Here is a 24,426-nt window from a genome sequence, read left to right as displayed (position 1 = left end):
TTTAAATCATGACCAAACTAGCTGCGAAGACGATAATGTTAACATTATTTATGCCTGGCAAGAATTTAAGCCTTGTTAATTAATTATTTCCGTCCATTTCGCGAGTTGACTGACCTTTTCCTCGTCTTTTTTATCGGTTATAACACCTGTTAACTGTGAAAGTTGGCAAAAGACTGAAAAATCCTCTTTGCCTATCTTTGAACTATCTAGCAGAAGATATTGTTCAACCGATCGGCTAATCGCTAAACGTTGGGTATAGGCCTCTTCAACTGTTGAAGTCATAACATCATCTTCACGATTACCATTTGCACTAAAAAACATTTTACTAAAGTGCATTTTTTCTAGACTTGTATTTGTCACTTCTCCTACAAATGATTCCGTGACCTGCCGCATCTCACCTCCTAAGAGAAAAACTTTAAATGTCTCTGATTTTTTCTTAAGTAAGATATTAAATACAGGCAAACAGTTTGTTACGACACTCAATCGTTGATTATTGATTTCTTCTGCAAAACTCTCAACCGTAGTACCAGGACCTAAAAAGATAGTATCCCCTTCTTCAATGATATTTGCAGCTAATTTAGCAATATGGCGTTTTTCTTCTATATTTAATGTATGTTTTTCTTTATGTGAAATCTCTCGGTATTGGAAAGCTGAATTACTTCTTGCTCCACCATGGATTTTTTTTAGCAAACCTTGTTCTTCCAGTTCGATTAAGTCTCTACGAACGGTCATATCTGTTACACCAAAAGATTCCATAATTTCAGAAATACGAACAGTCCCTTTTTTGTTAACTAATTTCGTAATCTCTTCTAAACGTTGAAATTTATTCATTTTACAGCCTCCTTTATTTTATTATATCTCTTCCTTAAACATTATTCAACATTTTTTGTTTGTTTTTTAAACAAAACTCATAAATAAATTATTATTACTATTTTCTTATTAAGCTGTGAACAATTAAGTCAAAATCTGAATATTAAGCGCTCGCTTCTGATAAATCTTGAATATCTTTATACTATAACGAAATCTCCTCATCAAACTGTTTGTCAAATCCGTTATCAAAATTCAAGATTTTTACAAATTTTACCAGTTTTTTTGTACTCTTCTCATAGTCATTCATATAAAGTTTGAAATCCTGTTGAACCATGACAATCTCTTTATTCACTTGTTCTATTGAAATTGATTCTGTCATATTCAGTTTTGAAAAATCATACCTTGCTAATTTTCGACTATTCGGATCATCACTCTTTAGATTGATAAGCACTTCCGCCATCTTGTTTAAGGTGGCGTTTTTTTCATTTGTTTGAGTCAGTTTGATATCTAGCTCTGCTATTTCTGCGATCAGTTCGTCTTTGATGTCCTGGTATTTTTTGTCTGTCTCAGTTAGCTCAATCAAGAGGTTAATCTCAGAAATCTTTTCTTGAAGTCGTTCAACAGTTGGTCTTCTGTATGGTATCACTCGACTATCGTTGGTTAGCTGTCTAATCAAGGTTCGCCCTTTTATATACTGATTCTTATCCGAATATTCTTTGTTATAGATAAAGTATGAGGTTGTCTCACGGATATAGACTTTAAATTTTTTCCGATTCTCTTCTTCAAGAATATCTAATTGATAGTTGGGAATGAAAATAAGACCGCTCTGTTTGACACCGAAAGACACCTTGATATAAACGCCCTTATCAGCTAGCTTCTCTATTTGGTGCTCTGCAAGTTCCACTTCAAATTCATGAACGGCATCTCGTTTTTCCTTAAATGTCTCAAAGGCTTCTTCAATCTCTTCAGTGGATACCTTATCCTTATCTCGTTCTTCTTGAAAAGCATGGTACTGTTCCTGTAAATTTTCTAATCCTTCTGAATCACCGACCTCCTTATTTTTAAAGTAATCTTGAAAAAAATTAACATCATATAATTTCTTGTCACTTATTTTTTTATGACCCAAACTTATCTTTTGAGTATCTTCTTCTAGTATAAAAGTTACATTTTTTTGTTTTAAGTCAATGGTTAGATTCAATTCTTTTGCTTTTGTCAGTAACTCTTCTAAAGAATTGACACGGTTCAACAAAAATTCTAAACGACTTTCAATCTCTTGCTTAGCAAAATGCGTTCTAAAAAATTCTTCATCATAGAAATTTCGTTTGCTGAGTTGGCGTCCTCGAATTGGTTTTGTCATTGCTCTATCCGTCATCATGAATCGACTATGCTTCTGACTAAAATCAATATAAACATGTAACTGCACCGCTTTTTCTAAAAAATCATCAAAGGACTTTGACTGTTGCATCAAAAAATACAGACGTTGTTTCAATTCAAATTTATGATTAGACTGCCTATATTTTTGATAATCACAGTAGGAGTAACGCTTCTCGATAATTTTTGCCCCCGCCATTTTAGAAATACGGTCTGAAATCATACGTAAATTTCGTTCTAAGGCATAATTCCATATCAATTTTTTATCTGAATTACTGTCTATGGCATTGACTAAGATATGGTTGTGGACATGGTCTTTGTCTGTATGGGTTGCCACGATAAATTTAAAGCGACCTCCAGTCAATTCCTTCATAGTCTCATAACCAATGAGGTTAATTTCTTCAGGTGTCAGATTATCTTCAGGAGAAAATGATTGAATGAGGTGATGGGCATGAATATTTTGTTGGTGTTTTTCCTGTCGGTCATTTCTAGATTCGTACAACTTGTCGTTATTGGTAAAGTTGACATTGTACATTTCTACCATTTCTTCATAGCTAGGGAAGTCTAAATAATTGCTCATGCCAAAATCAGATACCAATTTCAAATTGTCTGTTTTATCAGGATTGAGAATATACTTAATTAAACGCCTACGATATTTTTTTCCATGTGTCGCAAAGTGTTTAGTGACTACCATGAAACTCCTTTAATTTTTTAATCTTTACTTGAAATTCTTTTTCGACTTCTGTAACTAACTCACCAATCCCCTTACGCAATTCATTCAGCTGTTCTTGAGAAATAAGATGACTGTAATTAATAACACGCGCAATTTGATTGATGTTATTTCCAATCCGTCTCAATTCAAAAACTAACTGGTCATAAGTATCCGTGTTAATTGTGACAAAAGATATATTGGGATTAAGCAACACTTTTCTGGCATAGACCGAGAAATTTTGACAGTGACTCTTAGCAATACGCTCATTTAATTGATGTAATTCTGAATCAGTCAGAAATACTTTTTTAAGATTGGTACGATAACGATAAACCATAGTAGCCCCCTATCTCATATATTTTTCACGAAACTCACGACTGAGTGGCTGTACTTGATTGACTTCCGCTATCAATTCTTGAACGCAGCTCAATAAGATTGAAACGTGTTCTTGAGTCACTTGGTGATTTTCTCTTGCAATAATCAAAACTTCATACACATCTCGACTAATCTGCTCAAACTTTTGAGATTGCCAAAGGGAGAACCAACTTTCAAAAATTCTATCCTGATAATTCTTTTTCAACAAATTTTGACGAAGAAATTCTGAGAAACTATCCAGTTTTTGTTCCCTCATCATTTCTTTTATCTGTTTTTCTTCTTGTCTCGTGATTCTAAATTGCTTACGAATCAACTTAATTTCTTGTCCCATCCTACTATCCTTTCAACATTATACTTGTCTGACAATGTCAGGCTGCCTCACATTGTCAGTACGCTTCCTAAAGACCTCACTCTCTTCTTGTTCGGTCTTTGCGAGCTCAGGCATTGTGGTCACAATACCCAAAAAATCATATCGTCAGCCGTCCAAAAACTTCCAGTTTTGACAGCCAACGATAAGATAACTTGGTGGCTTCGCCCCCAAACCCCCAGTAGAAAATCAAGACTTGATTTTCTTAGGAATGATATTAGGATAACAAGGATGATTTGGAAAAGTTATCACATTACTGTAGAAGGTAAGAAAAAAGAGAGCTGGATAGCTCTCGGAAAAATTTAGATTATATTAAATTTTGGATCTTACCAAAAATACTCTCAATATTTGCCAATATGTTTTCTTGTATTTCAGCAATATAAACCACATGAAGATTTATTTTTGCTCTTGAACATGCTACATAAAGAAGATTACGAATTTCAATAAACCGATTAACATCATCAGTTCGATTATCATAATTTTCAAAAAAATATTTACAATAATCCTTTTTCTTAGCAAAATTATCCTGTAACACAACAACTACATTATCAAATTCTAAGCCTTTTGAACCATGTAATGTATAGTAGCTAATCCCCTCATCTTTAAGGTCATCAAAAATATATTTATACCACTTGATAAATTGAGAAACATCTAAGCTAAAAAATTCATCAATAACTGTCATTTCTGGTTCGGAGTCCTCCTCCGAATCTTGAGAATAGTAAAAATAATCATACGCTCTATTTTTGATGTTCAATAAAATGTTGTCAGCAGTTTCGTCAATCGAGAATATTTTTCTTAAAATCTCTACACCTGAAATTCGTCCTAAGATTTTTGCAATTTTATTAATATATTCATCAATTGTCAGTGGTGACAAGTTAATTTCTCTAAAACTACTAATAAACTGTTTCATGTCTGCAAATGTTAGTGTTGATTTAGACGATGCTATAAACTGAACAATTTCCTTAACGGTTGAATCACTATCTGAGGACTTTTGAATAAAGTCTATTAAAGTTAAACTCTCTCTTAAAAACCATCCCATGTGCTGTAAATTCTTCTGTAAAAACTCATTGGTTACGTTTTCATAGTTAGAACCTCTAAATCTAGGAAATTTTTTCAAAACCAATAATAGTTCCTCAAATCCTCGAGCCTTGGAAATATCATCATTTTTCATTAAAAGACATGCTGTATTATCGGTCAGACTATTTTCCCGTAAAAAATTATCTAAATTAAAATCATCACTAGCAATATAAAATTTATATGAGCCTTTATCAAAATCAGTATATATCGATTGTTGTCCAAAATTATCATTTCTGATTTTCTCAATTAGCTCTACTATTTGCTTAGAGGAACGTCGATTAAAGATTTTTTCAATACTTTTGTACTCTCCCTTATTAGGGAGAATCCCTACTCCTGAACCATAAATATTTTGTAAGGAATCACCAAAAAAACCTACCACAAAGTTTTTTTTAGAATTTGAATATTCTCTGATACTATCAATAATCTCAATAACTTTTTCATCCGTATCTTGATACTCATCAACTAATACATATGGATATCTATCTGAAAGCAATCTCTTTAATAAATTCTGACTCGTGATGATATTCTTACAATAAAGCAATAACGTATCATGGCTAATAACATAGTTTTCAAGCTTATCACGATTTTGAACTGGGTTATAGATAATTTTTTTAGATATTTTATCTTCAATCTCCTTCAGTGTCATTTCCAACTTATACCTTTTATTAGTATTCTTAACTAAATCGCTAAAGTTCTTGACACTACTTAAATATGGTCTAAAGTATTCATTGTAGCCAATAATCACTTCTTTGAAATTTTGTGCTGGATTAGCGGGGGTGCTATAAAATACATTGAGAAACTCTTCATCACAGATACGCTCTCGAAATTCATTCTGTTCCACATTGCTGGAAAGAGAATTTCCATTTATTTTTTGTTCAATTTTTTCGAGTTCAGCTTTTATTTTATTTTTATGTTCTTCAGTCAGTAGTTCTTGCTGAATCGCAATAAATCCCCAAAGAAATTCATGAATGGTAGATACTACCACCGAAGAATTTTTTCCAAGTCGATCAAGAATCTCATTTTTTGCAGCATTAGTATATGTGATACATAATATTTTTTGATTACTTAGCTTTAAATTGTCTCCCTCCGTCTTTAAAAGATGCTCAATTGATTTTTGAAGAGCATAGGTTTTCCCTGCACCAGCACCCGCATCAAAACAAAAACTCTCAAAATCATCCAAACATTTATTAATTTTTTTCTGAATGTCTAACTCTAATTGTCTATTTTCTGGACTAATCGTATATGTCATCGTTTACTCCTTAAAATAATCACAAAGCGACTCTAAACCTGACTCAATATACTTAGGAATCTTGAGATTAAAGGTATTATCAGTTACAGATAGATATACTAACCCTGTAGAAAATCTTGATTTCCCATCAGATAGTTTCACTTGATACATATAAGACTTTTCTGCAATCTCAGAACTTTCGTCAATATCTTTAAAATGCTTCATCCTTGGATGAACATATTTTAGAAGTTTAACCAAAGATTTCTTGTGTCCGTTTTCATCATCTATCGCATTTGTTAAAACAATTGACTCCTCAAAACTAGTGGCATAGAATCCATTTATTTTCCCTTGAGAATACATTAAAATGTTATTATGTTTAAAAATCAACTCCTCTTTATTCGTAAGCATCTCAATTAACTGAGAGTTGATTCTATCATATGTCGCACTATCATCATTCAGCACTTTTTTTACAAAGTACTGTATGGTTCCATTGGTAGTCAAAGAACTTCCTATACTGCTATACTTTTCCTCTAAATCAGAAATATTTGAAGGAATAATATCAGGATCACCGTTTTCTTTTATATCAACCTTCTTTTCAGATTCTGATCTTTTTAAATCTAAATCAGAAATATTTGAAGGAATAATATCAGGATCACTGTTTTCTTTTATATCAACCTTCTTTTCAGATTCTGATCTTTTTAAATCTAAATCTGTAAAAATAACAGTTTTAATTCCTAACAAATCTAATAAGCTAATAAACTGATGGGCATATGCTCCATCAATCCTATAAACCTTAATATGATGATTTTTCAAAGTAGGATGCCTATCAATTTCAAACCTAAGATAAGTTTCTTCAGAAACTCCTTCAACCAAAATAACTGCATCAGCAAAGAAAATATCTGAAACCTCTAGTCTTAAATATTTTTTGATATATTCATAAGCTTTTTTGTCAATATCTCTACCAGATACTATTTTGTCATCACTTATGTTTTCTATAATATTATTTGTATTTGCTTGCCCCAGATAACAAATATTATTCAGAGTATTTCCTGATTGAATCTTACTGTTTAAGATATGCGTTGAGTGAGTCGTGATGATAATTTGAAAAGTATCTAATTGCTGTTTTTTACCAAGTAAGGTAGCAATTGCTTTTGAAATATTTTTTATAAATAATTCTTGCATCTGAGGATGCATAAATGACTCTGGTTCCTCAATACAAAGAATATTTACTGAACCATTAATATCCTTCTCACTATATAATTCAATATAATCAACAATCTTTGCAATAATGACCATCAAATTTGTATATCCCATACCAAACTGACTTTCGGGTATGTTATTATTTCCTTCTTGGTACTCATAAATAATACTATTTGCAAAAATTTTCTCTAAAGTTACATCTGGATGTAAATTCATCTTTAAATTCTTTGTTGACTCAATACTAGAAACTGCAGTTTGAAGAATATCCTTTATATTGGTATCAACCATAGCCTTGACTTGAGAATTAATATTATCAACTAAACCATCAATTGCTGTTATATCATTGTTTTTTATGTAAGTTGAAACTATTTTATTATATGCTTGTGAAAGTGTCTTGTCACTTTTTACTGTATTTGCTTCTATTGTTTCTACCTTTAGTAATGAAGATAGAGAAAATTCTTTAGCAGGCTCCTCTCTTCCTAGTGGATAGCAATTTAATACAAAGTAATTACTACTGAATAAACCTAAAAATTGTCGGTACTGAATCTCTTTTTTATAGTCTAAAATTTTTTCATCCTGCTGAACTTCTTCTAAATAACTACTCTTAAGTTTAACAAGCTCTTCTGAAAAAGACTTAACATCAGCAACTTCATACTTAATATTGATAGTTACTTCTGCAATCTCTTCATTTTCATGAGTTCCAACTGTTTCTATACCACCTAAAATTAAGATATCTTCGAAACTTGAAATCAGATCATTTTGATCATCAATTCCTAATACCAGTTGAAACTCCATACTAGGAAACTTATCAATACTTTTTACCTCTTCGTCAGATTTACTATCAATATTTAAACGATACCAATCCGATAACATTTTTAAATTGAAGTCTGTATGCTTGAAAATATTTCTACTACCTGACTTGGTATTTTGTAGTGTACTTAATAACTTGACAATTGTACTTTTACCAGAATTATTTTTTCCTACAATTAATGATGAACTTTTTGATATATACTCTTCTGTTATATCTATCTTTTCCGATTCATCTTCAACACCTGACGTTTCTGGCCATTTACTATGAGCAAAGTTAATAGTCTGAACTTCTTCGCCATATTTTCTATAATTTTTTATTGATAAACTTTTTAAATACATTCCATATTCTCCTCTTAATTTTCGTTCATTATAGAGAGCTCCCTCAACTGTTCCTGTCCCATTTTCATCATCTCCTCCTCTACCTTGCTCCATTTTCCGAAGAGGCATTCTTGTAGGACATCGGCTACTGAACCTTTATCTGTTTCAGAATCATAGACACAACGTCTGTCTCTTTGATAAATTTGAATCTGTTCAAAGAGTTTATCAGTTTCTAACTCTCGTAAGTTATCAACTAAATGTTCTACAATACCATCGTGATGCTCTTTCGGAGTTGCTCTAGCTTGGTTAGGATTCACCACATAGACTTCTTCGTAACGGATTAAGGTGCTAATATAGGATAATTCAGGCTTGGTTGCTATCAAAGCTAATGAGACTTGATAGCCTCGTGATTTCAATAGCCGAGCAGTTTTTCGCGGGACTTCTGTCGTTCTCAAAGTTCCTTCGATTAACAAATGATACCCCTGCTTACTTAGCTCATCTACAAGATGTTCCACCATTTTTCCTGCAAAACCTTTGGTATAATCCACGCTATTTTTACCGTATTCATCTTGTAAAACTAGATAATTCGGGTGTAAAGAACGATAGCTGTCGCCGTCAATAATAATGATATTGCCTTGGAACTCTTTCTGCTTAATACGGTGTATCGTTGTCTTACCCGCTCCGCTTTGTCCGCCAAGTAAAATGGCATTTGGATTAACTGATGTCCTTTTACCACGAGTTAAGGAACGAAGGGTCCGTTTTAAGGCTAAGTCAAAGTCATCTTTGCTAAATTCTTCTAACCGCATTAAGCCACCACCTGATGATGAGCAAGCTCCAACATTCGCTCAATACCATCCAAATAACCATTGTAGCGCTCCACTTCATCAAACGATTGAACAAGATAAATCTTGGTATTGATAAGATCAGACAAATCATCACTCATCAAAATCCAAGGATTGATTTCATCGTCAAATGCAATTTCTTGGCTATCTTGATAGCGATACAGTTGGGATAAAATCGCTGCGCCTCGCTCTTTAATGACTTCTATTTTTAACGTTAATTGATAATCTTCTACTGGTGTTAGCATTTTTTCTTCTCCTACAATATCGACATAAGACACGTTGAATTTCTGACAAATACGGTCTATCAGTTCTGTCGAAACAGAGCTTGTTCCATTTTCATAGCGACTAAGGCTATTTCGTGAAATTCCAACAATCTTTGCGAATTCTGGTTGTGTTAAATCATGGGTTTTACGTAACGATTTGATATTCTCTCCAATCATGAGCGTCCTCCTCTGTTACTTTCATTATAACACAAAAAACGGATAACGCACCAAAAATGGTGCGTTATCCGTTTTTATGTTTCTTCGCCTGCCTAAATTGCTCTATCCGCTTTTCAAGTTGCTCAGTCTTCAATTTATTCTTAGCTTCAGTTATGGTCTCATCTAATATAGGCTCCTTTAGCAATATTTCAGGAGACTTTTTTTCATCTTGGATAGTTTGACGTGTAGCGTCAAAAACGACATCTAATAATTGGTTGACCTTCTGTAAGTCAGCTTCAGACATTCCTGATAAGCGATGAATGAGACGTTTAAAACTATCTTGATTTTGCGTTTGCTTTTTGAATAACTTCATCTTATCTCCTTATAAAAAGCAGCCCATTTAAGGACTGCTCGTTCTTACAAGTCATCAATAGCCGCTGAAATGGCTTGTAATTTTTTATTGTGCTTATTCTTTTCGTCAATCAACTGGTGCAGCTCTTCGATTTTCTTCTGACTTTGACGAATGTCCTCATTGTTTTGAGCCATCCCATCGGCTAGGTGTTCCTTGTAGTCACTGGTAATAGTTGAGGAGGGCTTACTTTCTGGTCTGGATTGCTCTTGAGGTTTTTGCTGTGGAGCCATCTGATTTTTAGATTTTTGTTGTTCCATTTCAAAGGCTGCAACATAATCAACGTCTTCAGTGCCCTCTTGGTTTTCTTTATGAAATAGCGCCGCAATCTTCGCACGTTCTTCCGATGAAGATGTCGGTGTGTTATCATCTAAGGGTTGGTCAAAGGTCCAGTCTTTTGTCATGTGTTATTCCTCATTTCTATTATCTGATGGTATTGGTTTTTGTTCATCTTGGCCAAAGGCTTGCGTCAATGCTTCATCAAATGTCCAGGGACTATTTTGTTGGTGTTTGATAAAGGCTTGATACATCGCTGTTTGTAATTGACTGCGATAAGTTTCTAGTTTTTCCGTTTCTTTCGCAACTTTTTCCTCTTGCCTAGCCACTCTTTCTGCTAGACGTTCAATCACACTCATAGGGGATCCTCCTTATTCCTTTCTAGCTTATGATAAGAGACTTGATTTTGCTATCACAACTCTAAAGCGGTATTTTTTCTAGGCGGAGGATTGCTTCTTAAAACTTGTAACTTGGCCGATTGGATCACATCTCTCAAAGAAAGATTTCTCTGACTTTTCACGACATCATTCCAATCTGCTTTAGTTTCCAGTTCCTGTAATGGTGGTAAGTCAGTTTCAGTAGGAAGTCCTTTCTCAGATAACTTCTGACAAAAGTCTCGCCCTGCTTCATCATTGTCAACAGCTAATGTTATCAAACCTGGGTGGTTCTGAAAAAAGATAGTTGTTTCTTGTATGATACGAAGAAAATGCGTTAATTTACTTGGCTTGATATTATCTAAAAAATTGAGCTTGTCATGTTCCTCTGCTGTTAACCTTAGTGTCTGATAAGCAATCACAGAGAGTTTTAAGCCCTCCATAGAAACTAAACGCACATCTGATAACTGCTTCTGATGGAGTTGATAATAACTCATCATATCAATTACCGATTCACAAAAGATAAGGCGTTTCGGTTTTCCAATATCAAAGCTCATTCCTACATATCCATGAGAGTCTTTCATGATTTTCTTGAGGTAACCTCGATCATGTCTCTGATTATCTTTGACAAGCCCTTGAAGACTTGCCCCTCCTAGTTGGCCATGATGATTGTAACTCTTAAAGACAAGGACTGATTCCTGAAAGATCTTTGTCTGGTAATGAGCCTGTGCTAATAGACCTTGTCTGCCAAAAGCATTGATGGTCTCATCACTCAAACCACGGATCTGCTTCAAATAAGTTCGTGCTTGGTCAAATGGTTCTTCTCTTAGATAATAACGAAAGGGTTGATAGGTCTCTTCGACTACCTTAGCTTGTTCAAAGTCTCCAGTTTCAAGGTAAGACAGGGCTTCTTTAAAAGACACTCCTGTCATTAACTGAACGAAATCAATCACATCTCCCTGGATGTCACGTGAAAACCATTTAAAAGTATTGGTATCCGCAAAAATCCTAAAGGAATCATGTTCTGGGTGTTCATAGACTTGCCCTGATAGTCGTTTAAAAGAATAACCTAGACTTTCTGCCACCTCTAGAATCGCCTTTTGTTTCACTTTTTCAATTCTTATCATCTCATCTCCTTATCAAAAAAGCAGAAGATATACTCCTGCTAGTTAGTCTCACTTGTAGTAGTCCCTTGAATCTTTGGAATGCTTGAATTTATTTCATCAGAAGACTCTTTCAAGTCCTCTAGCTTGCCTTTCCAAATGGTTACCTGATTGACAAGGAGTTTATCTGACAATTTGGCATAAGATAGTTTAAGAGAGGTGGTTTCTGTCTGTGTGCTTTTCTGAGCCTTATCACTGACATCTGACACGTAAACAACCTGATAAGATACTTCTGCAAAAGCTTCATTTTCTTCTGTATTGACATAGATGTTGGCAGATTCAAAGCGGTAATCCAGCATATAGTCCTTATATACCTGAGTGATGGAATCTTCTTGACGAGCTACTTCTTCCTTAAAGGCAGAATCTGTCATATAGGGCTTGATACGGTTGTTGTTCTCGCCCAGCTTTTCCTTGGTGTAGTATTGCGTGAGGAATTCCTTGACTAACTCATCAGAGAGGACACTTGCCTTCTCTTTTTCTTTCTCTTTGGTCAGTAATTTTTGAGCCTCAGATTGGATTTGTTTCTGCGTGTGATTGGTGACAGACTGAGAACCAATGGTGTAACCCATCATCACCATAAAGCTGGTGACTGCTAGACCACCAAAACCAATCAAAAATCTAGCCTTCATTTTATTTAACATCACTAGTGCTATCTCCTTTTTCCATAAGATAGCACTATGATAACAAGATGAACTTGAAAAAGTTATCACAAAAAAGAAAAAGACTACCTAATTTAGGTAATCCGATAATCCTTAGCATAAATTTTCTCTATTTATAGTAGACCATTTCTGAGCCATCTTTTATTAGAAATGACTCCAACAAATAAACTTAGAAAAATTAGAATTAATATATAAGGGATTACAACAACAAAGTCGTGCATTTGAATAATTTCCCCTTTAGAAAATATTTTTTCAACTAAAACATATAAAGAATTGGAAGCATCAAAAATTGCAACAAGTTTAAAAAAACCTCCTACTGCAACAAGAATGATAGACAGTATCCAATAAACAAGTGATACTCCTAATGAGATTAACAAATTTGAAAATATTAAACTAATGGTGCCAACAATCAAGATATATTGAAGAACAATTAATGAAAACATTAATAAAGAAAACATAAAATGAAAACTATTAAAACGAAGAAAAAATGCCGTTAAAATATTAGAAATAAAAATTGAAAAAACAAATTCAAATAGAAGTACTGTCACTTTTGTAAAAAGAAATTTCAGTGAATTAATACCTGAGAAGAAGCTGAATAATATTGTTTTATCAGCATAGTCCTTGTTAAAAAAATAGACAATTACAAAACCAAATAACAAAAAACCAAACTGGGTAAAAACTGTGTATGTACTGAAATAAAAATCACCTATACTAAGTTTACTAACTTTATCAATTCCAACAGGCAAAATATAGCCCAAAATATAAGATAAAATAACAGAAGAAAAAATATAAAGTAATGTCTTATTTCTAAACGACTTAATAAATTCCATTTTTAACATATCAAATTTCTCCTAAATACCATTTTATTGCTTCGTCCGCTGTCGAAATTTGGTATAATCTTTGATTATCGATTATAAAATAATTTCCATGTAATGTTCGAATGTCACTCAAATCATGAGAAATATTTATAATAATTTTTTCTGGATGTTTTTTACTATATTTTTGTAAAAAAATATGAATTTCATTAACAGTAACTTTATCAAGCGCATTAGTAATTTCATCAAGAATAATAATTTCTTTATTCCTAGATAATAAAATATATAATTTTATTTTCTGATTTTGTCCATCACTTAATTTTTTTAATGGAATATTATTTGGCACATTTTCTAAACCCAGTAATCTATAAATCTCAGCAGATAAAGACCAGCTTACTGTTTTTATCACATCATTTAGCGTCAATTCTTTGGGTAAATTTGAATAACTCGAAATGACTAATGTTCGATCCGGAATATTCCTTGAAAAATATCCTCCCCTATTTAAAATAAAATCTTTGGCAAGTTGAGATTTCCCCGAACCATTTCGTCCTATTACATGATTTATTATTCCTTCCTCGAAATATAACTCTGAGTCTTTCAATAAAACTTTTTTCCCAATTACCAGGTTATAATTTTTTACTATCATCACTCATCCTCCAAACCATTACTTGCTTCAGAAAGCAACCTGTCCCAAAATTAATAATTAGTTAATGGGCAGAACCTGCAATCCATCTATTTTTTGAACTTTTAACAAAATACCATAAATCATTTACATTATCTAACTCATTTTTTTTGGTTAAAACTTTTTCAAAATTCATGTCGCTAAGGACAGGTTTCATTTCACGTTTGATATTTTCTGATTGTTTCATAATATTTTCCTCCACACTGTGCAGGACAGGTCACTCACTGAAACAAGTAAAACTTTTTTACAAACTCCAAATAAACCAAATAGTATATACGATAACGAATAAAATATTTACTACTTTTATTATTTGAATTAAGCGCCTATTTTCTTCAAAATTTTTCTTTTCTTCCATTCCTTTCAACGATAAAATAACTTTATACCCATCTGAATTCATCATCGGTAAAGAATTAAACATAATATCAATTGACATATATTTTGCTAAATATACCAAAAGAACATTATTTAACATAACACCTAATAGAAATACAAACGTATTTATCAAAAGACTAAACATCATCCCTCCTGAGTGGACTATTAAACGCTCTTTTTTACTCAGTAAATATGTATCATTCATTCGTACAAAGAAAGAGGGAAAAATATAATTAAATTTGAAGCCAACTTTATCAATTTTTTTATCAAATAGATGAAAAAATGAAATATGACCTAGCTCATGTAAAATTATGAACATAGGTAAATATATGCATAGAGAGTATATAAAATCAATCTCATCTATCTCTCCAACAACAGATTTTAGGACGATATATATATTAAAAATTTCTAAAGAAAATAGTATAATAAAGAAAATAAATAAGTTTAAACTGGAAATTTTTTCATCTCTATTTTTAAATTTTAAATTGAAATTTTTTATCTCAGTAGCAGTAAGTTTATAGTACTTGTGCTCCTGTATATCTTTTACAATATACTGGTCATCTTCTCCAAAAATTTCATAATTATCATCTTTATATACTTTCAAAGTTTTCATCATAATATAATTTCATGTCGTCTGTAATAGAGTTAATACGATCAATATCTGAGAAAATATATTTACATATTTCACATGTTGACACAAACTTCATATCTGAAATATCTAAATTCATTTTTTCAATAAACCAGCTTAACCCTTCCTCCTTCAAAATATAAAGTAAAATATTGGAATAAAATTTTTTCTCAAGAGTTTCTATAGAAGAATCAGCAATATTTCCAAGTCTGAGTTCACTCTCGAAAACAGACGGTGAACAACAAGGGTAAATATAGCCATCATGATGTACTACAAATTCCCAACCAGTTGCTGGACAAGATAAATCTAACTCAGAAATATTCTTAACGTACAAATCATCTTTATTTATTCCATTTGCACGTCCAACTGGTGAAGCTGGTACAACTGTAATTTGAACCCCAAAAATACTCTCTCCTAATTGCTCCAGTAAACCAATCCCATTATTAGTCTTATCAGCAACCATATTCATTGCTACTTCCATCTCGAACTCCCTAACAATTGTAAGTAGTCTTCTAATATTTTCGACTGGAATATACTTAGCATGGTAATCATCAAAACTAACCGTTAGATATTTTAACCCTGCTTCAGTTAATTCCGTAAGAATTCTTCGAGTAGTGCGATCATTAGTAGCCCAAAAGCCATTTGAAATCAATGTAACTTCTTTGCCAGCTGAAGAAAGTCTTTTTGTAATTTCTAATACTTTCGCTTTCCTTAATAAAGCTTCTCCACCTGTTAATGATACTACTTTTACATCTTCATGACTCTCGGCATACTGAACAATTTTTTTAATTTCAAAATCAGTTAGATAATTTTCAGAATTTGGTAAACAACCAAAACAACAATGAGCACATTTTGCATTACATTTCTGTGTTAAATTTAAAACTATACTTTTCATAAGAATATCCTTCTTTTTCATTACTTAGTTATAGGAATAATAGTAATAACCACATAGATTTTCCCTCCACTTATTTATGCAACTATATTACTACTGGTATAAATCAAATTGATTTTTTGTTGCAAATCATATATAATGGTTACAAATATGTTACACGAGGGTCATTATGAATTTTGGTCAAACTGTAGAGTTTATTCGGCATCAAAAAAATTTTTCTATAAAACAAATCTGTGGAGATTATCTTTCTAGGCAAACGTATTACAGATTTGTAAAAGATGAAATAGATATTTCAGCAAAAAAGTTGTTTTATATTTTAGACAGTCTTAATGTAAACGTTGATGAATTCCTCTTTATAAATAATAACTTTCAAGTATCTAAAGAATTCTCTGATATGGAGAAAGTTAAATTTCATTTTGAAAATAATGACATTAAAGAATTGAATAATTTGCTAACTAATTATTCTTCCAAATCATCGAGTAAAGAGCAGGTTCTATCCTCACTTATTTCCAGTTTGATTGGTCGATTAACTGGAGAAAAAGCTCCTAATGAAGAAAAATTACTACGTGAATATCTGATAAATATCGAAACGTGGACTCACTATGAAACAGTACTTTTTAATAACTCAATGTTTATTTTTGATAACGAATTCATTGAGCTCGTTTTTGCTAAAATTAATTACAATATCGAGAAGTATTCTACCTTGAGATACTATGGTAACGAGTCTATACGAATGTTCATAAACATGGTAATTTTATACATTGACAGACAAGATTTAATAAGAGCTCAACAAACCCTGGATACTGTACAAACTTTCAAATTAAATGATGATTGTCTCTATGAAAAAAGCTGCATATTATTTTTTAGTGAGGTGCTCAACTACTTGACTAGAAAAACAAGTACTTTAAATAATTGTTTCTCAGTTATTACTTATTTCAAAATGGTCGGGAGTACCTCTATTGCTTCAATGTTTGAACTTTACCTTGAAAATCTAGTGAAAAATTATCCCTATCAAATATAGCTCATTCATCTTACAATAAAGTAAATAACCAGCATCATTAAAATACCTGATGCTGGTTATTTACTTTATTTGTCAAAAATTGGATAACCATTTTTATTATGCCATCCGACTTCTAACAACTTTTCTAACAAGTCCAAAGACAAGTAAAAGATTAAAAATAATATAGAAAGTGGTAAAGCTCAATATACCATTAGTCGCTAAATCTTCCACATAGAGGTATCGTTCTGTAAAAAAGAGGTAAATTCCATAGACTTCTGTGAAAGCTAAAAATCCGATTAAACCAATGATAAATAAGCTTCCAAGCATTTTCGCAATCTGAAACAAGACAAGTAAAATCAGTCCGACCGCTGCGATAATCAAAAGACTTTGAATAATTTGTTCAATCATATCTGTACCTCTTTCTACGTTAATTGCTTGCGATAGTAGTCAGCCTGTTCCTTGTCTAGGTCATCCAGTTGTGCCACTAGGTTAAGATACTCTCCTTTAGTCACTTCATCTAAGTCTGGAAAGTCATTCTCACGAGTGGTGATGATAACTTCTAATTGACCAATAATTTCTCGCTTTGAAAAGCTATAATCAAGCATTTCATCTTCATATTGTTCCTTTAAAGCTTGGTAATTAGCTCGGTCTTCAGGGCTTGTAAAGCCTTGTGCTAACCAGTCTTCTAATTGGTATCTTAATTCTTCTACTGTTTGACTCATGGAATCTGTTCTCCTTTGGTGATTTCTTGACTTCATTTTACCGCGTTCATTATTTTTTGTCAGCTTTTTTATTAAAAATCAAGCGAAAGTTGTTGGTCGTGTTGCGGTTGGATCGTTTCATTGAACTTAGCTAGTGCTGCATCAATTTCCTCAACCTCTGCTTCTTGTTCAACCAAAGGGGCAAGGATGTCATATTTGGCTTTAACCAGCTGATAATCTTCTTCTTTAGGAAAGACCTTCTCTACTTCAACCCTTGCGACTGCTAGCTTGTCTTTGAGGTTATTAGCCATTTCTTCTGTCTTTTCTTGGTCTTCTAAGATATGGTCAATGGCATTGGTAATGCGTTGGATGGTTCCCACGTCTGATTTCAAGTCTAAAGAGACAGAATACTGGTTGCTGCCTGAAATGGTTAAAGACACCATATCTGGCAAGGGCTCACTAGGACTTCTGGTTGCCATTTTAAGCTCAAACCCTCTAAAATTAGCCAGTGTTCTCACTTCTTTGGTTTCAGAACGGTTATAGGTAATGAGTTTACGTAGATAGTCTCCAGCTTCTGCACGGTTATCCATCATTTGATTGTCAAACCGCATGATAAAATCTTGTGACTTAGTTGCCAAAGATTGGGCAATATCACGGTCATATTTGCTAAGGCGATTCTCTAATACAGGGAGGTTCTGCTCACAGTAAGAAATGGTATGGCGATACTCATCTTTGGAGCGATGAAAGGCACGCTTTTGATTGTCCAATACCGTCAACTCATTCTCTAGTTCCATTTTCAGTTTGAGATAAGGATTACCTGTCGCTAAAGCCTTAAAGTCTGAAGCAGTCATGGTTTGTTCATCAATGTCTTCTGCCGACCGTACTGGGTCTTTAGAGGTCATGATTTGCGTGATATATTTGAGTTTATTCTCCTGAGTTTGCCAGAGGTAGTTATCGAAGCTCCCTTTCGTAATGTAATGATAAATATCTACCTCTTGGTGCATATTACCTTGACGAATTAACCTACCATTGCGTTGGACAATATCACTTGGTCTCCAGGGAACGTCTAAATGATGAACAGCTTTCATGCGAGACTGCACGTTTAATCCTGTCCCACCTTTTTCCGTAGAAGCCATGAGAATCCGTACTTCTCCACTGTTGACTTTGCGTGACAGAGAGTTCTTTTTCTCATCCGTATTAGCGTCATGGACAAAGGCAATTGCTTCTTTGGGAATCCCTCTATCCACCAAGAGGTCTTTCAATTCATTGTAAACATCAAACCCTTCTTCCTTACTTTTAGGTGTGCCAATATCTGAGAAAATCATCTGGGTAGCTTTATCATGTTCTCCCTCACGATAAATGCGTTCCACATTGTCCACTACTTGAAGAATCTTCTGATTGTCAGATAAGGTATAAGCTGGGTCAATAAGGCGCATGTCAATGGCTAATTTTCTAGCTTCTCCAGTAATCTTTAACATGTTATCAACACTAGGGTCAACGCTGCCTGACTTGATAGCGTCTGAACGGTCAACCAACTCTTCAAGATAATATTTCTGAGCTTCTGTCAGTTCGCTCTCCACCGCAATGACTTTAGCTTCAGGAACAGGTAAATCAAGCATATCTGAGGTCTGAATATCAGCTGTTTCCTTATAAATCCGCATGAGTTCAGGCAGATTCACAAATTTCTTAAAGCGTTTCTTGGGTTGGTATTTATCCCCTGTCGGTGCTAGTTCCATGGAATTTTCGATATTTCCAAAAGCACCCACCCACGAGTCAAAGTTAGATACTTGATACCGTTCTAAGACATCTGGTTGAATATAGCTCATCATGGTATAGAGTTCACTAATAGAGTTAGAGACTGGTGTTCCTGTCGCAAAAACCACATTACGATAGTCGTGTTCTCCTTGAACCTGTCTCACTTTCATTTCCATATCCACGTTCTTTTTTGAGGTAGTGTTGGTAATCCCTGCCACATTTCCTAATCCAGTAATGGGGCGAATATTCTTGAAATGGTGAGCTTCGTCCACAAAGAGAAAATCAATGCCAAGGTTTTCAAATTCAATAAAGGTATCTCGCTCCAGTTTTTGGAGTTCTTCCAATTGGTGTTCCAAACCTTTGATGGAACGCTCTGCTTCTTTGACCGTATAATCACTATCACTGCCTTGCTTGATGTCACGAAGTTGTTGTAACTTATCTTGGATATAAGTCACCTGCTTTTCATGGCTCATGGGGATTTTTTCAAACTGGGAATCCCCAATGACAATGGCATCGTAGTCCCCTGTGATGATCCGTGACACAAATTGCTTGCGTTTAGCTTTCGCAAAATCTTTCTTGGTCGTCACATAAACATTCTTGGTTGGGAAGAACTTCATGATTTCTTGGCCAAACTGAGCGGTCAGACTAGACGGCACCACATAAAGAGGTTTATGCACCATTCCGAGTTCTTTCAGTTTGAATCCTGCCCCAAGCATGGTTAAGGTCTTACCTGAACCCACTTCATGAGCTAGAAGCGCTCTTTTTTCTTCCACAATCCGTTGAATAGCATTCTTCTGGTGAGGGCGTAAGGAAATATTCTGGGCAAGCCCATCAATGGTTAAATGACTGCCATCATAAACTTTTGAGACTGTACGATTATAAAGGCTATTATAGGTCTCTTCAATCATCTGTTGCACCTCTGGGTACCTCGCCACAAAATCTTGGAAGAGTTCTTGAAGTTGTGTTTCCTTAGCACGAAGAACCGTTGTCTTCTCCACGTCCGTCACATGCTTTTTCTTATCCCCATCTTCAACTTGTTTGGTAATGGTTGGTTGATTGGAATTAAGCAGGTTTTCAAAGATTTTTCGGCCACTATCATAGCGTGACCCAGGCACACCTAAACTTCTATCCGTTGCGGTAGAATACCTAAAGGCAAACTTGGATTGATAAGACATCGTCCCATCAATCGGACTGACTTCAAGAACAGTTGATACTTCTTGGTCAGTCAGGTCAAAAGTTTGTCCCATAAAGGTTTCTTGGGCAAATTTCCCATAAACGGCTAGAGGAATCCAACGTGAGCCAATCCGATAATCAATATCAGCTAAGGTCACACGTGGCGGTTTCACGTCTTCTAAGAGGTTTTGATAGTGTTGCCACGGAAAATCAGAATTGTCTTCTTTAATGAGTAAGTCCACGACCTCTAACTTAGTCATCACATCCCCTGATAAGAAATCCTGCCGAGATACATAGACCACTTCCCTATCGTTTAGATAGCGTTCTGGGTCTGGAATAATAGCGTCTCCTAATTCCTCAATCAAAGACGCTTTAGAATCCGTCTGATAAATAGACATCATGTAATCCAAATCGACCCCACGACCATCTGCTAGACTAGAATTGAGAGCGTCAAGGGCAGAAGAAACTGCCGTTACTTCCTTTTCAGGACGAACTAGGGCTTTCTCAAAAGCCAGAGACTTGGTATAAATAACTGTCTTCCCACTTGAGTCAAGACTTTCATCTTCTAAACTCGCAAGGAGCGAATACTTATCATCACTATCAAAAAGGTTACGATTCACAGCACTATTGACATAACCAAAGCGTTTCACAAAAGTATCATAGGTGCGATTGAGATGTCCTAACAAGTGGTTAAACTCATCTCTGTCGTAATCATAGTAGCGCTGAATGGCAATCACCTCTTGGTAGGCGTTCCGAATATCAACCATCCCTTTAATCCGTGCCACTTCTTTCTCTGACAAAGGCGCTTCATAGAAAACCGTCTTTTTGAAATAGCCCTTAAACTGCCCACGTTTAGTGGCTTCTTCGGTCACATACACATCAAGAGCGGTGCTATCAGTCACTTCTAAAGCATTAAAACGGTCAATTTGCTTTTGAGAATGCTTAGTGTCCCAAGCCTTAAAGGTCCCCTCCTCATCCACATAATAGCTAATCTCCTCGGTCTTAGTCCCTACACGAATGCCCTTATGATCTCGGTAGTAAACCGTAGAATCTTTATAGCCAAAACTATAACGAGCTAAGCTTTCTCTGATGTCAGAAGGAATCGAGGTATCAATGACCTGTCTTCTCATCACATCAGGAGTGATGAAGATGTCAGAGTTATCCACCACTCTAGGGGCTTTAACCTGTTTAAGAGCAGTCTGAACATCTGCTAGCAAATGATCAGAATTGCCTTTCACAGAAAGTGTCCCACCGTTAAAGTTTCTAACCTCATAGGTCCCAAGAACCTGGCTATTGTAGTCCCCATCAAAGTAAGGATTGAGCCAAATACGGTCATCCTTGTCATAGCGAATAGAACCTGAAAAAGCTAAATCATCTGCCACATATCCCTTATCCATATGTTTCTGGAAGAACAACATATCTGTTGTGACATTGGTACCTGCAATTGCCTTAAAGGCGTTATCTGGTAGGCGCACACCACCAAGAAAATCAGTCGTCTCGCGAATGTCCTGGAGAATGTTTTCCGTCCGTTTGTCCATGGTTCCTGTGGAGGAAATGATAGCGACTTGCCCACCATCATGCACCAAATCTAATGATTTTTTGACAAAGTAATCATGAATCATATAGGGTTTGTCATAGCGACTATCCGCAATCCTGATATTGGCAAAAGGCACATTTGAGAGAACCAAATCAAAGCTATTGTCATTAAAGGCAATGGTCTCAAAGCCCTTTACTTCAATGTGACTATTCGGATGAAGGTGTTTGGCAATAACCCCTGTAATCGTGTCTAGCTCTACACCATACAACTCACTATTTTCTCTCAGGTGTTTAGGCATTGCCGCAAAGAAATTTCCCGTTCCCATAGACGGGTCTAGGATTTTACCACCTGTAAAGCCATCACGTTCTAACTTCTCCCACATCTGACGAATCAAGTGAGGATCTGTGTAATAAGCTGTCAGAGAAGATTGTTTCATATCGGAATATTCTTTATTGGTGACTAGCGTTTTTAATGCCCCACGTTCCTTAGAAAACTTTGGGTTATACTCATCAAAGAACTCGTTAGCTAAGCCTCCCCAGCCCACGTATTTAGCAAGGAGTTCTTGTTCAATTGGTGTGGCTTGACGGTGTTCAGATTCAAGACTTTTCACCAAACGAACAGCAGCCACGTTGGTTTCAACCTTATCCCTTGTTGTCTTAGGGTAGAAGTCTGTCAAATCTTCTGGGAAGTGAAAATCTGTAGCTGGTGGCGTCTTAATGACTTTTGGTTCCAACCCATCTTCTGACAATGCTTCTTCTTGTTTAGCCTCTCTCTTATTTGATGATAGAGATGTCATCACTTGAGAAACCGACTCTTTTTGTTCTTCCATATCCATGAAGGAAAAGAGGTCTAATTCCTGATGAGATTCTTTCACTTCCTCTTTTTCTTCGACAGAAGGAACATGAAGAGCTTGAGTGATGTCTTCTAGTGTCCGTAAGAAAAGAACTGGATTTTGTTCAATCACATCGGTGAAATCATTTTGTAATTCAATCCGAATCAGGTTATTAACGCCTGACTCCTCAATGGCCATTACCTGAAACTCTTGCCCCTTATAAGTTACTCTAGAATCAATCGGGTAGCGTTTAAGGGCTTCTTCTACGATAGGATTTGGTAGTTTTTCTTGAGTCACAATGATTTCAGGTTCTGTTTGCGGTAGGTATTCTCGCCATTCCCTAAAGGATAGATCTGGTTGGGACAGTTTGTCCCTTTCAAAGGTTCTTGCTTCTTCAAGAGTGAGGTCTTCATGCAAGAAGGCGTAGGCAATGGTTCTTGCTTCTTCTAAATCTAGCTGACCGGTCAAGAAAAATTCTGCCTTGTCATGAGCAAGTCCCATCTGAAGCAATTCTGTCGTAAGGGCTAATTGAGTAACGGTTGCTTTGGGATAGCCCCCTAGTAAGGCTAGGTCGGCATTCTTCAAATGAAAACGCCCTGCAGCATCTATCAGTATCCCACGTTGTTGCTCGTCAACGTCAGCTAAGTCTATTCCTAAACGAGTCAGTTTTTCGGTATTTTCACCCAAAATGGTTTGACCCATTTCAGTTAAGATCACTTCTTCTTGAGGTGTTAGAGGACGTTGTAAGTCATAGACTGTCCCATCAGCTTCTAAATAGGTTAATAGCTCATTGTCCGCATAGATTGGCGTCATTTCCATCTCATGATCAAACTCCCCACGTCTCAGGTTTGGTAGCTTTGGACGGCTATTTCGCACTTGGTCAAAGTGACTTAGTATCTCAAATTTTTGGGACAAGTTTAGATATTCATAAGCTGGTAAATGTTCTGTTTGCCCTGTTCGTAAATCCAGTTGTGATAACTCGTCCTCATCAAGACTTGCGATTATCGCAAAATCTTCTTCTCGGAAGGTGATCTCTTGACGAGACTCTGATATTACTATATTCTCAACAACCTCCTTTTTTTCCTCCAACGTTTCCTGGGGACTTTCTATTTCAGGTTCATAAGTGAGAAGAAATTGTTCAATATCACGGCTAATACGGTCAGACAAATTATTGGCCACTCGGTAGACATTAACCAAATTAGCAGCTTTGCTTTTATCAAAAAGAGAAGCTACCGAAATGGATTGATAGGCGCCCTCTTGGTCTAAGAGCTGAAAGCGAGTGGCTAGGTTAAAGAGGGCTACCTCAATCACCAAGGCTTTCTCATCACTGTTTAATTGAGGTAACTTCTTTAAGCCAGCCTGACCAAAGGTCTGTGTGTAGCTGCTTAGGTCTGTTGCCTCGTCAAAGGGGCTTGCCTCTACAAAAGCAGAAACTTCTGTTTCAAAGCGAACCACTTGAACAGGTGAGGTGACTACTCCTCTTTGAGTTGTAAAATTTTGGATAAGGCTATCCCAATCCTCATCAAAATGGGTTGCTTGATAGCGTAAAAAGGATTCCAAAAGAATCTGGTCACGTGGCAATCTTGCCCGCAACATCTCAAGTAATTGTTCTTGATTCATACGTTCCTCCAA

At 35.1% G+C, this 24,426-nt stretch carries 22 protein-coding genes; 1 reads left to right on the top strand and 21 read right to left on the bottom strand.

The window, feature by feature from the left end:
- Positions 1–75 precede the first annotated feature (75 nt).
- The 18 genes from ACVR1I_RS04770 to ACVR1I_RS04685 all read right to left on the bottom strand — a co-directional run bounded on the left by ACVR1I_RS04770 (position 76) and on the right by ACVR1I_RS04685 (position 15,799).
- On the bottom strand, positions 76–831 hold the full coding sequence (locus ACVR1I_RS04770) for a DeoR/GlpR family DNA-binding transcription regulator (protein ID WP_307122176.1): 756 nt from the start codon (positions 829–831) through the stop codon (positions 76–78).
- 181 nt (positions 832–1,012) lie between these two features.
- Positions 1,013–2,875 carry an SAG1250 family conjugative relaxase gene (locus tag ACVR1I_RS04765; RefSeq protein WP_447442883.1) on the bottom strand — a complete coding sequence of 621 codons (1,863 nt, stop codon included), beginning with the start codon at positions 2,873–2,875 and terminating at the stop codon, positions 1,013–1,015.
- Positions 2,862–3,227, bottom strand: a complete 366-nt coding sequence (locus tag ACVR1I_RS04760) for a MobC family plasmid mobilization relaxosome protein (protein WP_447442882.1) — start codon at positions 3,225–3,227, stop codon at positions 2,862–2,864. The genes ACVR1I_RS04765 and ACVR1I_RS04760 overlap by 14 nt, the downstream gene beginning before the upstream one ends.
- Positions 3,228–3,236: 9 nt before the next feature.
- Positions 3,237–3,596: an SAG1252 family conjugative relaxosome accessory protein gene (locus ACVR1I_RS04755; RefSeq protein WP_447442881.1), complete on the bottom strand. Its 360-nt coding sequence runs from the start codon at positions 3,594–3,596 to the stop codon at positions 3,237–3,239.
- 343 nt (positions 3,597–3,939) lie between these two features.
- Entirely contained in the window at positions 3,940–5,958 is a 2,019-nt protein-coding gene (locus tag ACVR1I_RS04750) for a UvrD-helicase domain-containing protein (protein ID WP_447442880.1), read from the bottom strand.
- Between the two features lie 3 nt (positions 5,959–5,961).
- Positions 5,962–8,286 (bottom strand): AAA family ATPase, encoded by a 2,325-nt coding sequence (locus ACVR1I_RS04745; RefSeq protein ID WP_447443014.1) that lies wholly within the window; start codon positions 8,284–8,286, stop codon positions 5,962–5,964.
- Positions 8,287–8,300: 14 nt separating this feature from the next.
- Entirely contained in the window at positions 8,301–9,071 is a 771-nt protein-coding gene (pezT, locus tag ACVR1I_RS04740) for a type II toxin-antitoxin system toxin PezT (protein ID WP_447442879.1), read from the bottom strand.
- Positions 9,071–9,547: a type II toxin-antitoxin system antitoxin PezA gene (gene pezA / locus ACVR1I_RS04735; RefSeq protein ID WP_443591766.1), complete on the bottom strand. Its 477-nt coding sequence runs from the start codon at positions 9,545–9,547 to the stop codon at positions 9,071–9,073. Before pezA ends, pezT begins: the two co-directional genes overlap by 1 nt.
- A gap of 64 nt (positions 9,548–9,611) precedes the next feature.
- The gene (locus ACVR1I_RS04730) at positions 9,612–9,899 is read right to left on the bottom strand and encodes a hypothetical protein (RefSeq protein ID WP_447442878.1); all 288 of its coding nucleotides are present in this window, start codon (positions 9,897–9,899) and stop codon (positions 9,612–9,614) included.
- 44 nt (positions 9,900–9,943) lie between these two features.
- Positions 9,944–10,339 (bottom strand): DUF5945 family protein, encoded by a 396-nt coding sequence (locus tag ACVR1I_RS04725; RefSeq protein ID WP_447442877.1) that lies wholly within the window; start codon positions 10,337–10,339, stop codon positions 9,944–9,946.
- Positions 10,340–10,342: 3 nt separating this feature from the next.
- On the bottom strand, positions 10,343–10,570 hold the full coding sequence (locus ACVR1I_RS04720; protein ID WP_447442876.1) for a DUF5965 family protein: 228 nt from the start codon (positions 10,568–10,570) through the stop codon (positions 10,343–10,345).
- Positions 10,571–10,623: 53 nt separating this feature from the next.
- Positions 10,624–11,712 (bottom strand): DNA primase, encoded by a 1,089-nt coding sequence (locus tag ACVR1I_RS04715; protein WP_447442875.1) that lies wholly within the window; start codon positions 11,710–11,712, stop codon positions 10,624–10,626.
- Positions 11,713–11,750: 38 nt separating this feature from the next.
- On the bottom strand, positions 11,751–12,389 hold the full coding sequence (locus ACVR1I_RS04710; protein WP_447443013.1) for a peptidylprolyl isomerase: 639 nt from the start codon (positions 12,387–12,389) through the stop codon (positions 11,751–11,753).
- Between the two features lie 131 nt (positions 12,390–12,520).
- Entirely contained in the window at positions 12,521–13,246 is a 726-nt protein-coding gene (gene yydJ / locus ACVR1I_RS04705; protein WP_447442874.1) for a YydJ family epipeptide exporter permease subunit, read from the bottom strand.
- Position 13,247: 1 nt separating this feature from the next.
- Positions 13,248–13,868 (bottom strand): YydI family epipeptide exporter ATP-binding subunit, encoded by a 621-nt coding sequence (gene yydI, locus ACVR1I_RS04700; RefSeq protein WP_447442873.1) that lies wholly within the window; start codon positions 13,866–13,868, stop codon positions 13,248–13,250.
- Between the two features lie 61 nt (positions 13,869–13,929).
- The gene (locus ACVR1I_RS04695; protein ID WP_139914092.1) at positions 13,930–14,091 is read right to left on the bottom strand and encodes an epipeptide YydF family RiPP; all 162 of its coding nucleotides are present in this window, start codon (positions 14,089–14,091) and stop codon (positions 13,930–13,932) included.
- A 57-nt stretch (positions 14,092–14,148) separates the two neighbouring features.
- Positions 14,149–14,892 (bottom strand): YydH/LiaK family epipeptide maturation metalloprotease, encoded by a 744-nt coding sequence (locus ACVR1I_RS04690; RefSeq protein WP_173940484.1) that lies wholly within the window; start codon positions 14,890–14,892, stop codon positions 14,149–14,151.
- Positions 14,867–15,799 carry a YydG family radical SAM peptide epimerase gene (locus ACVR1I_RS04685; protein WP_447442872.1) on the bottom strand — a complete coding sequence of 311 codons (933 nt, stop codon included), beginning with the start codon at positions 15,797–15,799 and terminating at the stop codon, positions 14,867–14,869. Before ACVR1I_RS04685 ends, ACVR1I_RS04690 begins: the two co-directional genes overlap by 26 nt.
- 166 nt (positions 15,800–15,965) lie before the next feature.
- Between ACVR1I_RS04685 and ACVR1I_RS04680 the strand changes: the two genes are divergently transcribed.
- Positions 15,966–16,817 carry a helix-turn-helix domain-containing protein gene (locus ACVR1I_RS04680; RefSeq protein WP_447442871.1) on the top strand — a complete coding sequence of 284 codons (852 nt, stop codon included), beginning with the start codon at positions 15,966–15,968 and terminating at the stop codon, positions 16,815–16,817.
- A 96-nt stretch (positions 16,818–16,913) separates the two neighbouring features.
- Here ACVR1I_RS04680 and ACVR1I_RS04675 read toward each other — a convergent pair whose 3' ends face one another.
- The 3 genes from ACVR1I_RS04675 to ACVR1I_RS04665 all read right to left on the bottom strand — a co-directional run bounded on the left by ACVR1I_RS04675 (position 16,914) and on the right by ACVR1I_RS04665 (position 24,414).
- Positions 16,914–17,204, bottom strand: a complete 291-nt coding sequence (locus ACVR1I_RS04675; RefSeq protein WP_156021795.1) for a DUF5966 family protein — start codon at positions 17,202–17,204, stop codon at positions 16,914–16,916.
- Between the two features lie 14 nt (positions 17,205–17,218).
- Positions 17,219–17,518 (bottom strand): DUF5962 family protein, encoded by a 300-nt coding sequence (locus tag ACVR1I_RS04670; protein ID WP_447442870.1) that lies wholly within the window; start codon positions 17,516–17,518, stop codon positions 17,219–17,221.
- Positions 17,519–17,589: 71 nt separating this feature from the next.
- Positions 17,590–24,414 carry a helicase-like domain-containing protein gene (locus tag ACVR1I_RS04665; protein ID WP_447442869.1) on the bottom strand — a complete coding sequence of 2,275 codons (6,825 nt, stop codon included), beginning with the start codon at positions 24,412–24,414 and terminating at the stop codon, positions 17,590–17,592.
- Positions 24,415–24,426: the final 12 nt, after the last annotated feature.

This window comes from Streptococcus cameli (assembly GCF_053207365.1).
This window is presented reverse-complemented; position numbering and strand designations above follow the sequence as displayed.

What these genes read in the sequence shown, in the direction of transcription:
- ACVR1I_RS04770 (WP_307122176.1), bottom strand. Translation starts at nt 831, where the DNA reads ATGAATAAATTTCAACGTTTAGAAGAGATTACGAAATTAGTTAACAAA.
- ACVR1I_RS04765 (WP_447442883.1), bottom strand. Translation starts at nt 2,875, where the DNA reads ATGGTAGTCACTAAACACTTTGCGACACATGGAAAAAAATATCGTAGG.
- ACVR1I_RS04760 (WP_447442882.1), bottom strand. Translation starts at nt 3,227, where the DNA reads ATGGTTTATCGTTATCGTACCAATCTTAAAAAAGTATTTCTGACTGAT.
- ACVR1I_RS04755 (WP_447442881.1), bottom strand. Translation starts at nt 3,596, where the DNA reads ATGGGACAAGAAATTAAGTTGATTCGTAAGCAATTTAGAATCACGAGA.
- ACVR1I_RS04750 (WP_447442880.1), bottom strand. Translation starts at nt 5,958, where the DNA reads ATGACATATACGATTAGTCCAGAAAATAGACAATTAGAGTTAGACATT.
- ACVR1I_RS04745 (WP_447443014.1), bottom strand. Translation starts at nt 8,286, where the DNA reads ATGTATTTAAAAAGTTTATCAATAAAAAATTATAGAAAATATGGCGAA.
- pezT (WP_447442879.1), bottom strand. Translation starts at nt 9,071, where the DNA reads ATGCGGTTAGAAGAATTTAGCAAAGATGACTTTGACTTAGCCTTAAAA.
- pezA (WP_443591766.1), bottom strand. Translation starts at nt 9,547, where the DNA reads ATGATTGGAGAGAATATCAAATCGTTACGTAAAACCCATGATTTAACA.
- ACVR1I_RS04730 (WP_447442878.1), bottom strand. Translation starts at nt 9,899, where the DNA reads ATGAAGTTATTCAAAAAGCAAACGCAAAATCAAGATAGTTTTAAACGT.
- ACVR1I_RS04725 (WP_447442877.1), bottom strand. Translation starts at nt 10,339, where the DNA reads ATGACAAAAGACTGGACCTTTGACCAACCCTTAGATGATAACACACCG.
- ACVR1I_RS04720 (WP_447442876.1), bottom strand. Translation starts at nt 10,570, where the DNA reads ATGAGTGTGATTGAACGTCTAGCAGAAAGAGTGGCTAGGCAAGAGGAA.
- ACVR1I_RS04715 (WP_447442875.1), bottom strand. Translation starts at nt 11,712, where the DNA reads ATGATAAGAATTGAAAAAGTGAAACAAAAGGCGATTCTAGAGGTGGCA.
- ACVR1I_RS04710 (WP_447443013.1), bottom strand. Translation starts at nt 12,389, where the DNA reads ATGTTAAATAAAATGAAGGCTAGATTTTTGATTGGTTTTGGTGGTCTA.
- yydJ (WP_447442874.1), bottom strand. Translation starts at nt 13,246, where the DNA reads ATGTTAAAAATGGAATTTATTAAGTCGTTTAGAAATAAGACATTACTT.
- yydI (WP_447442873.1), bottom strand. Translation starts at nt 13,868, where the DNA reads ATGATAGTAAAAAATTATAACCTGGTAATTGGGAAAAAAGTTTTATTG.
- ACVR1I_RS04695 (WP_139914092.1), bottom strand. Translation starts at nt 14,091, where the DNA reads ATGAAACAATCAGAAAATATCAAACGTGAAATGAAACCTGTCCTTAGC.
- ACVR1I_RS04690 (WP_173940484.1), bottom strand. Translation starts at nt 14,892, where the DNA reads ATGATGAAAACTTTGAAAGTATATAAAGATGATAATTATGAAATTTTT.
- ACVR1I_RS04685 (WP_447442872.1), bottom strand. Translation starts at nt 15,799, where the DNA reads ATGAAAAGTATAGTTTTAAATTTAACACAGAAATGTAATGCAAAATGT.
- ACVR1I_RS04680 (WP_447442871.1), top strand. Translation starts at nt 15,966, where the DNA reads ATGAATTTTGGTCAAACTGTAGAGTTTATTCGGCATCAAAAAAATTTT.
- ACVR1I_RS04675 (WP_156021795.1), bottom strand. Translation starts at nt 17,204, where the DNA reads ATGATTGAACAAATTATTCAAAGTCTTTTGATTATCGCAGCGGTCGGA.
- ACVR1I_RS04670 (WP_447442870.1), bottom strand. Translation starts at nt 17,518, where the DNA reads ATGAGTCAAACAGTAGAAGAATTAAGATACCAATTAGAAGACTGGTTA.
- ACVR1I_RS04665 (WP_447442869.1), bottom strand. Translation starts at nt 24,414, where the DNA reads ATGAATCAAGAACAATTACTTGAGATGTTGCGGGCAAGATTGCCACGT.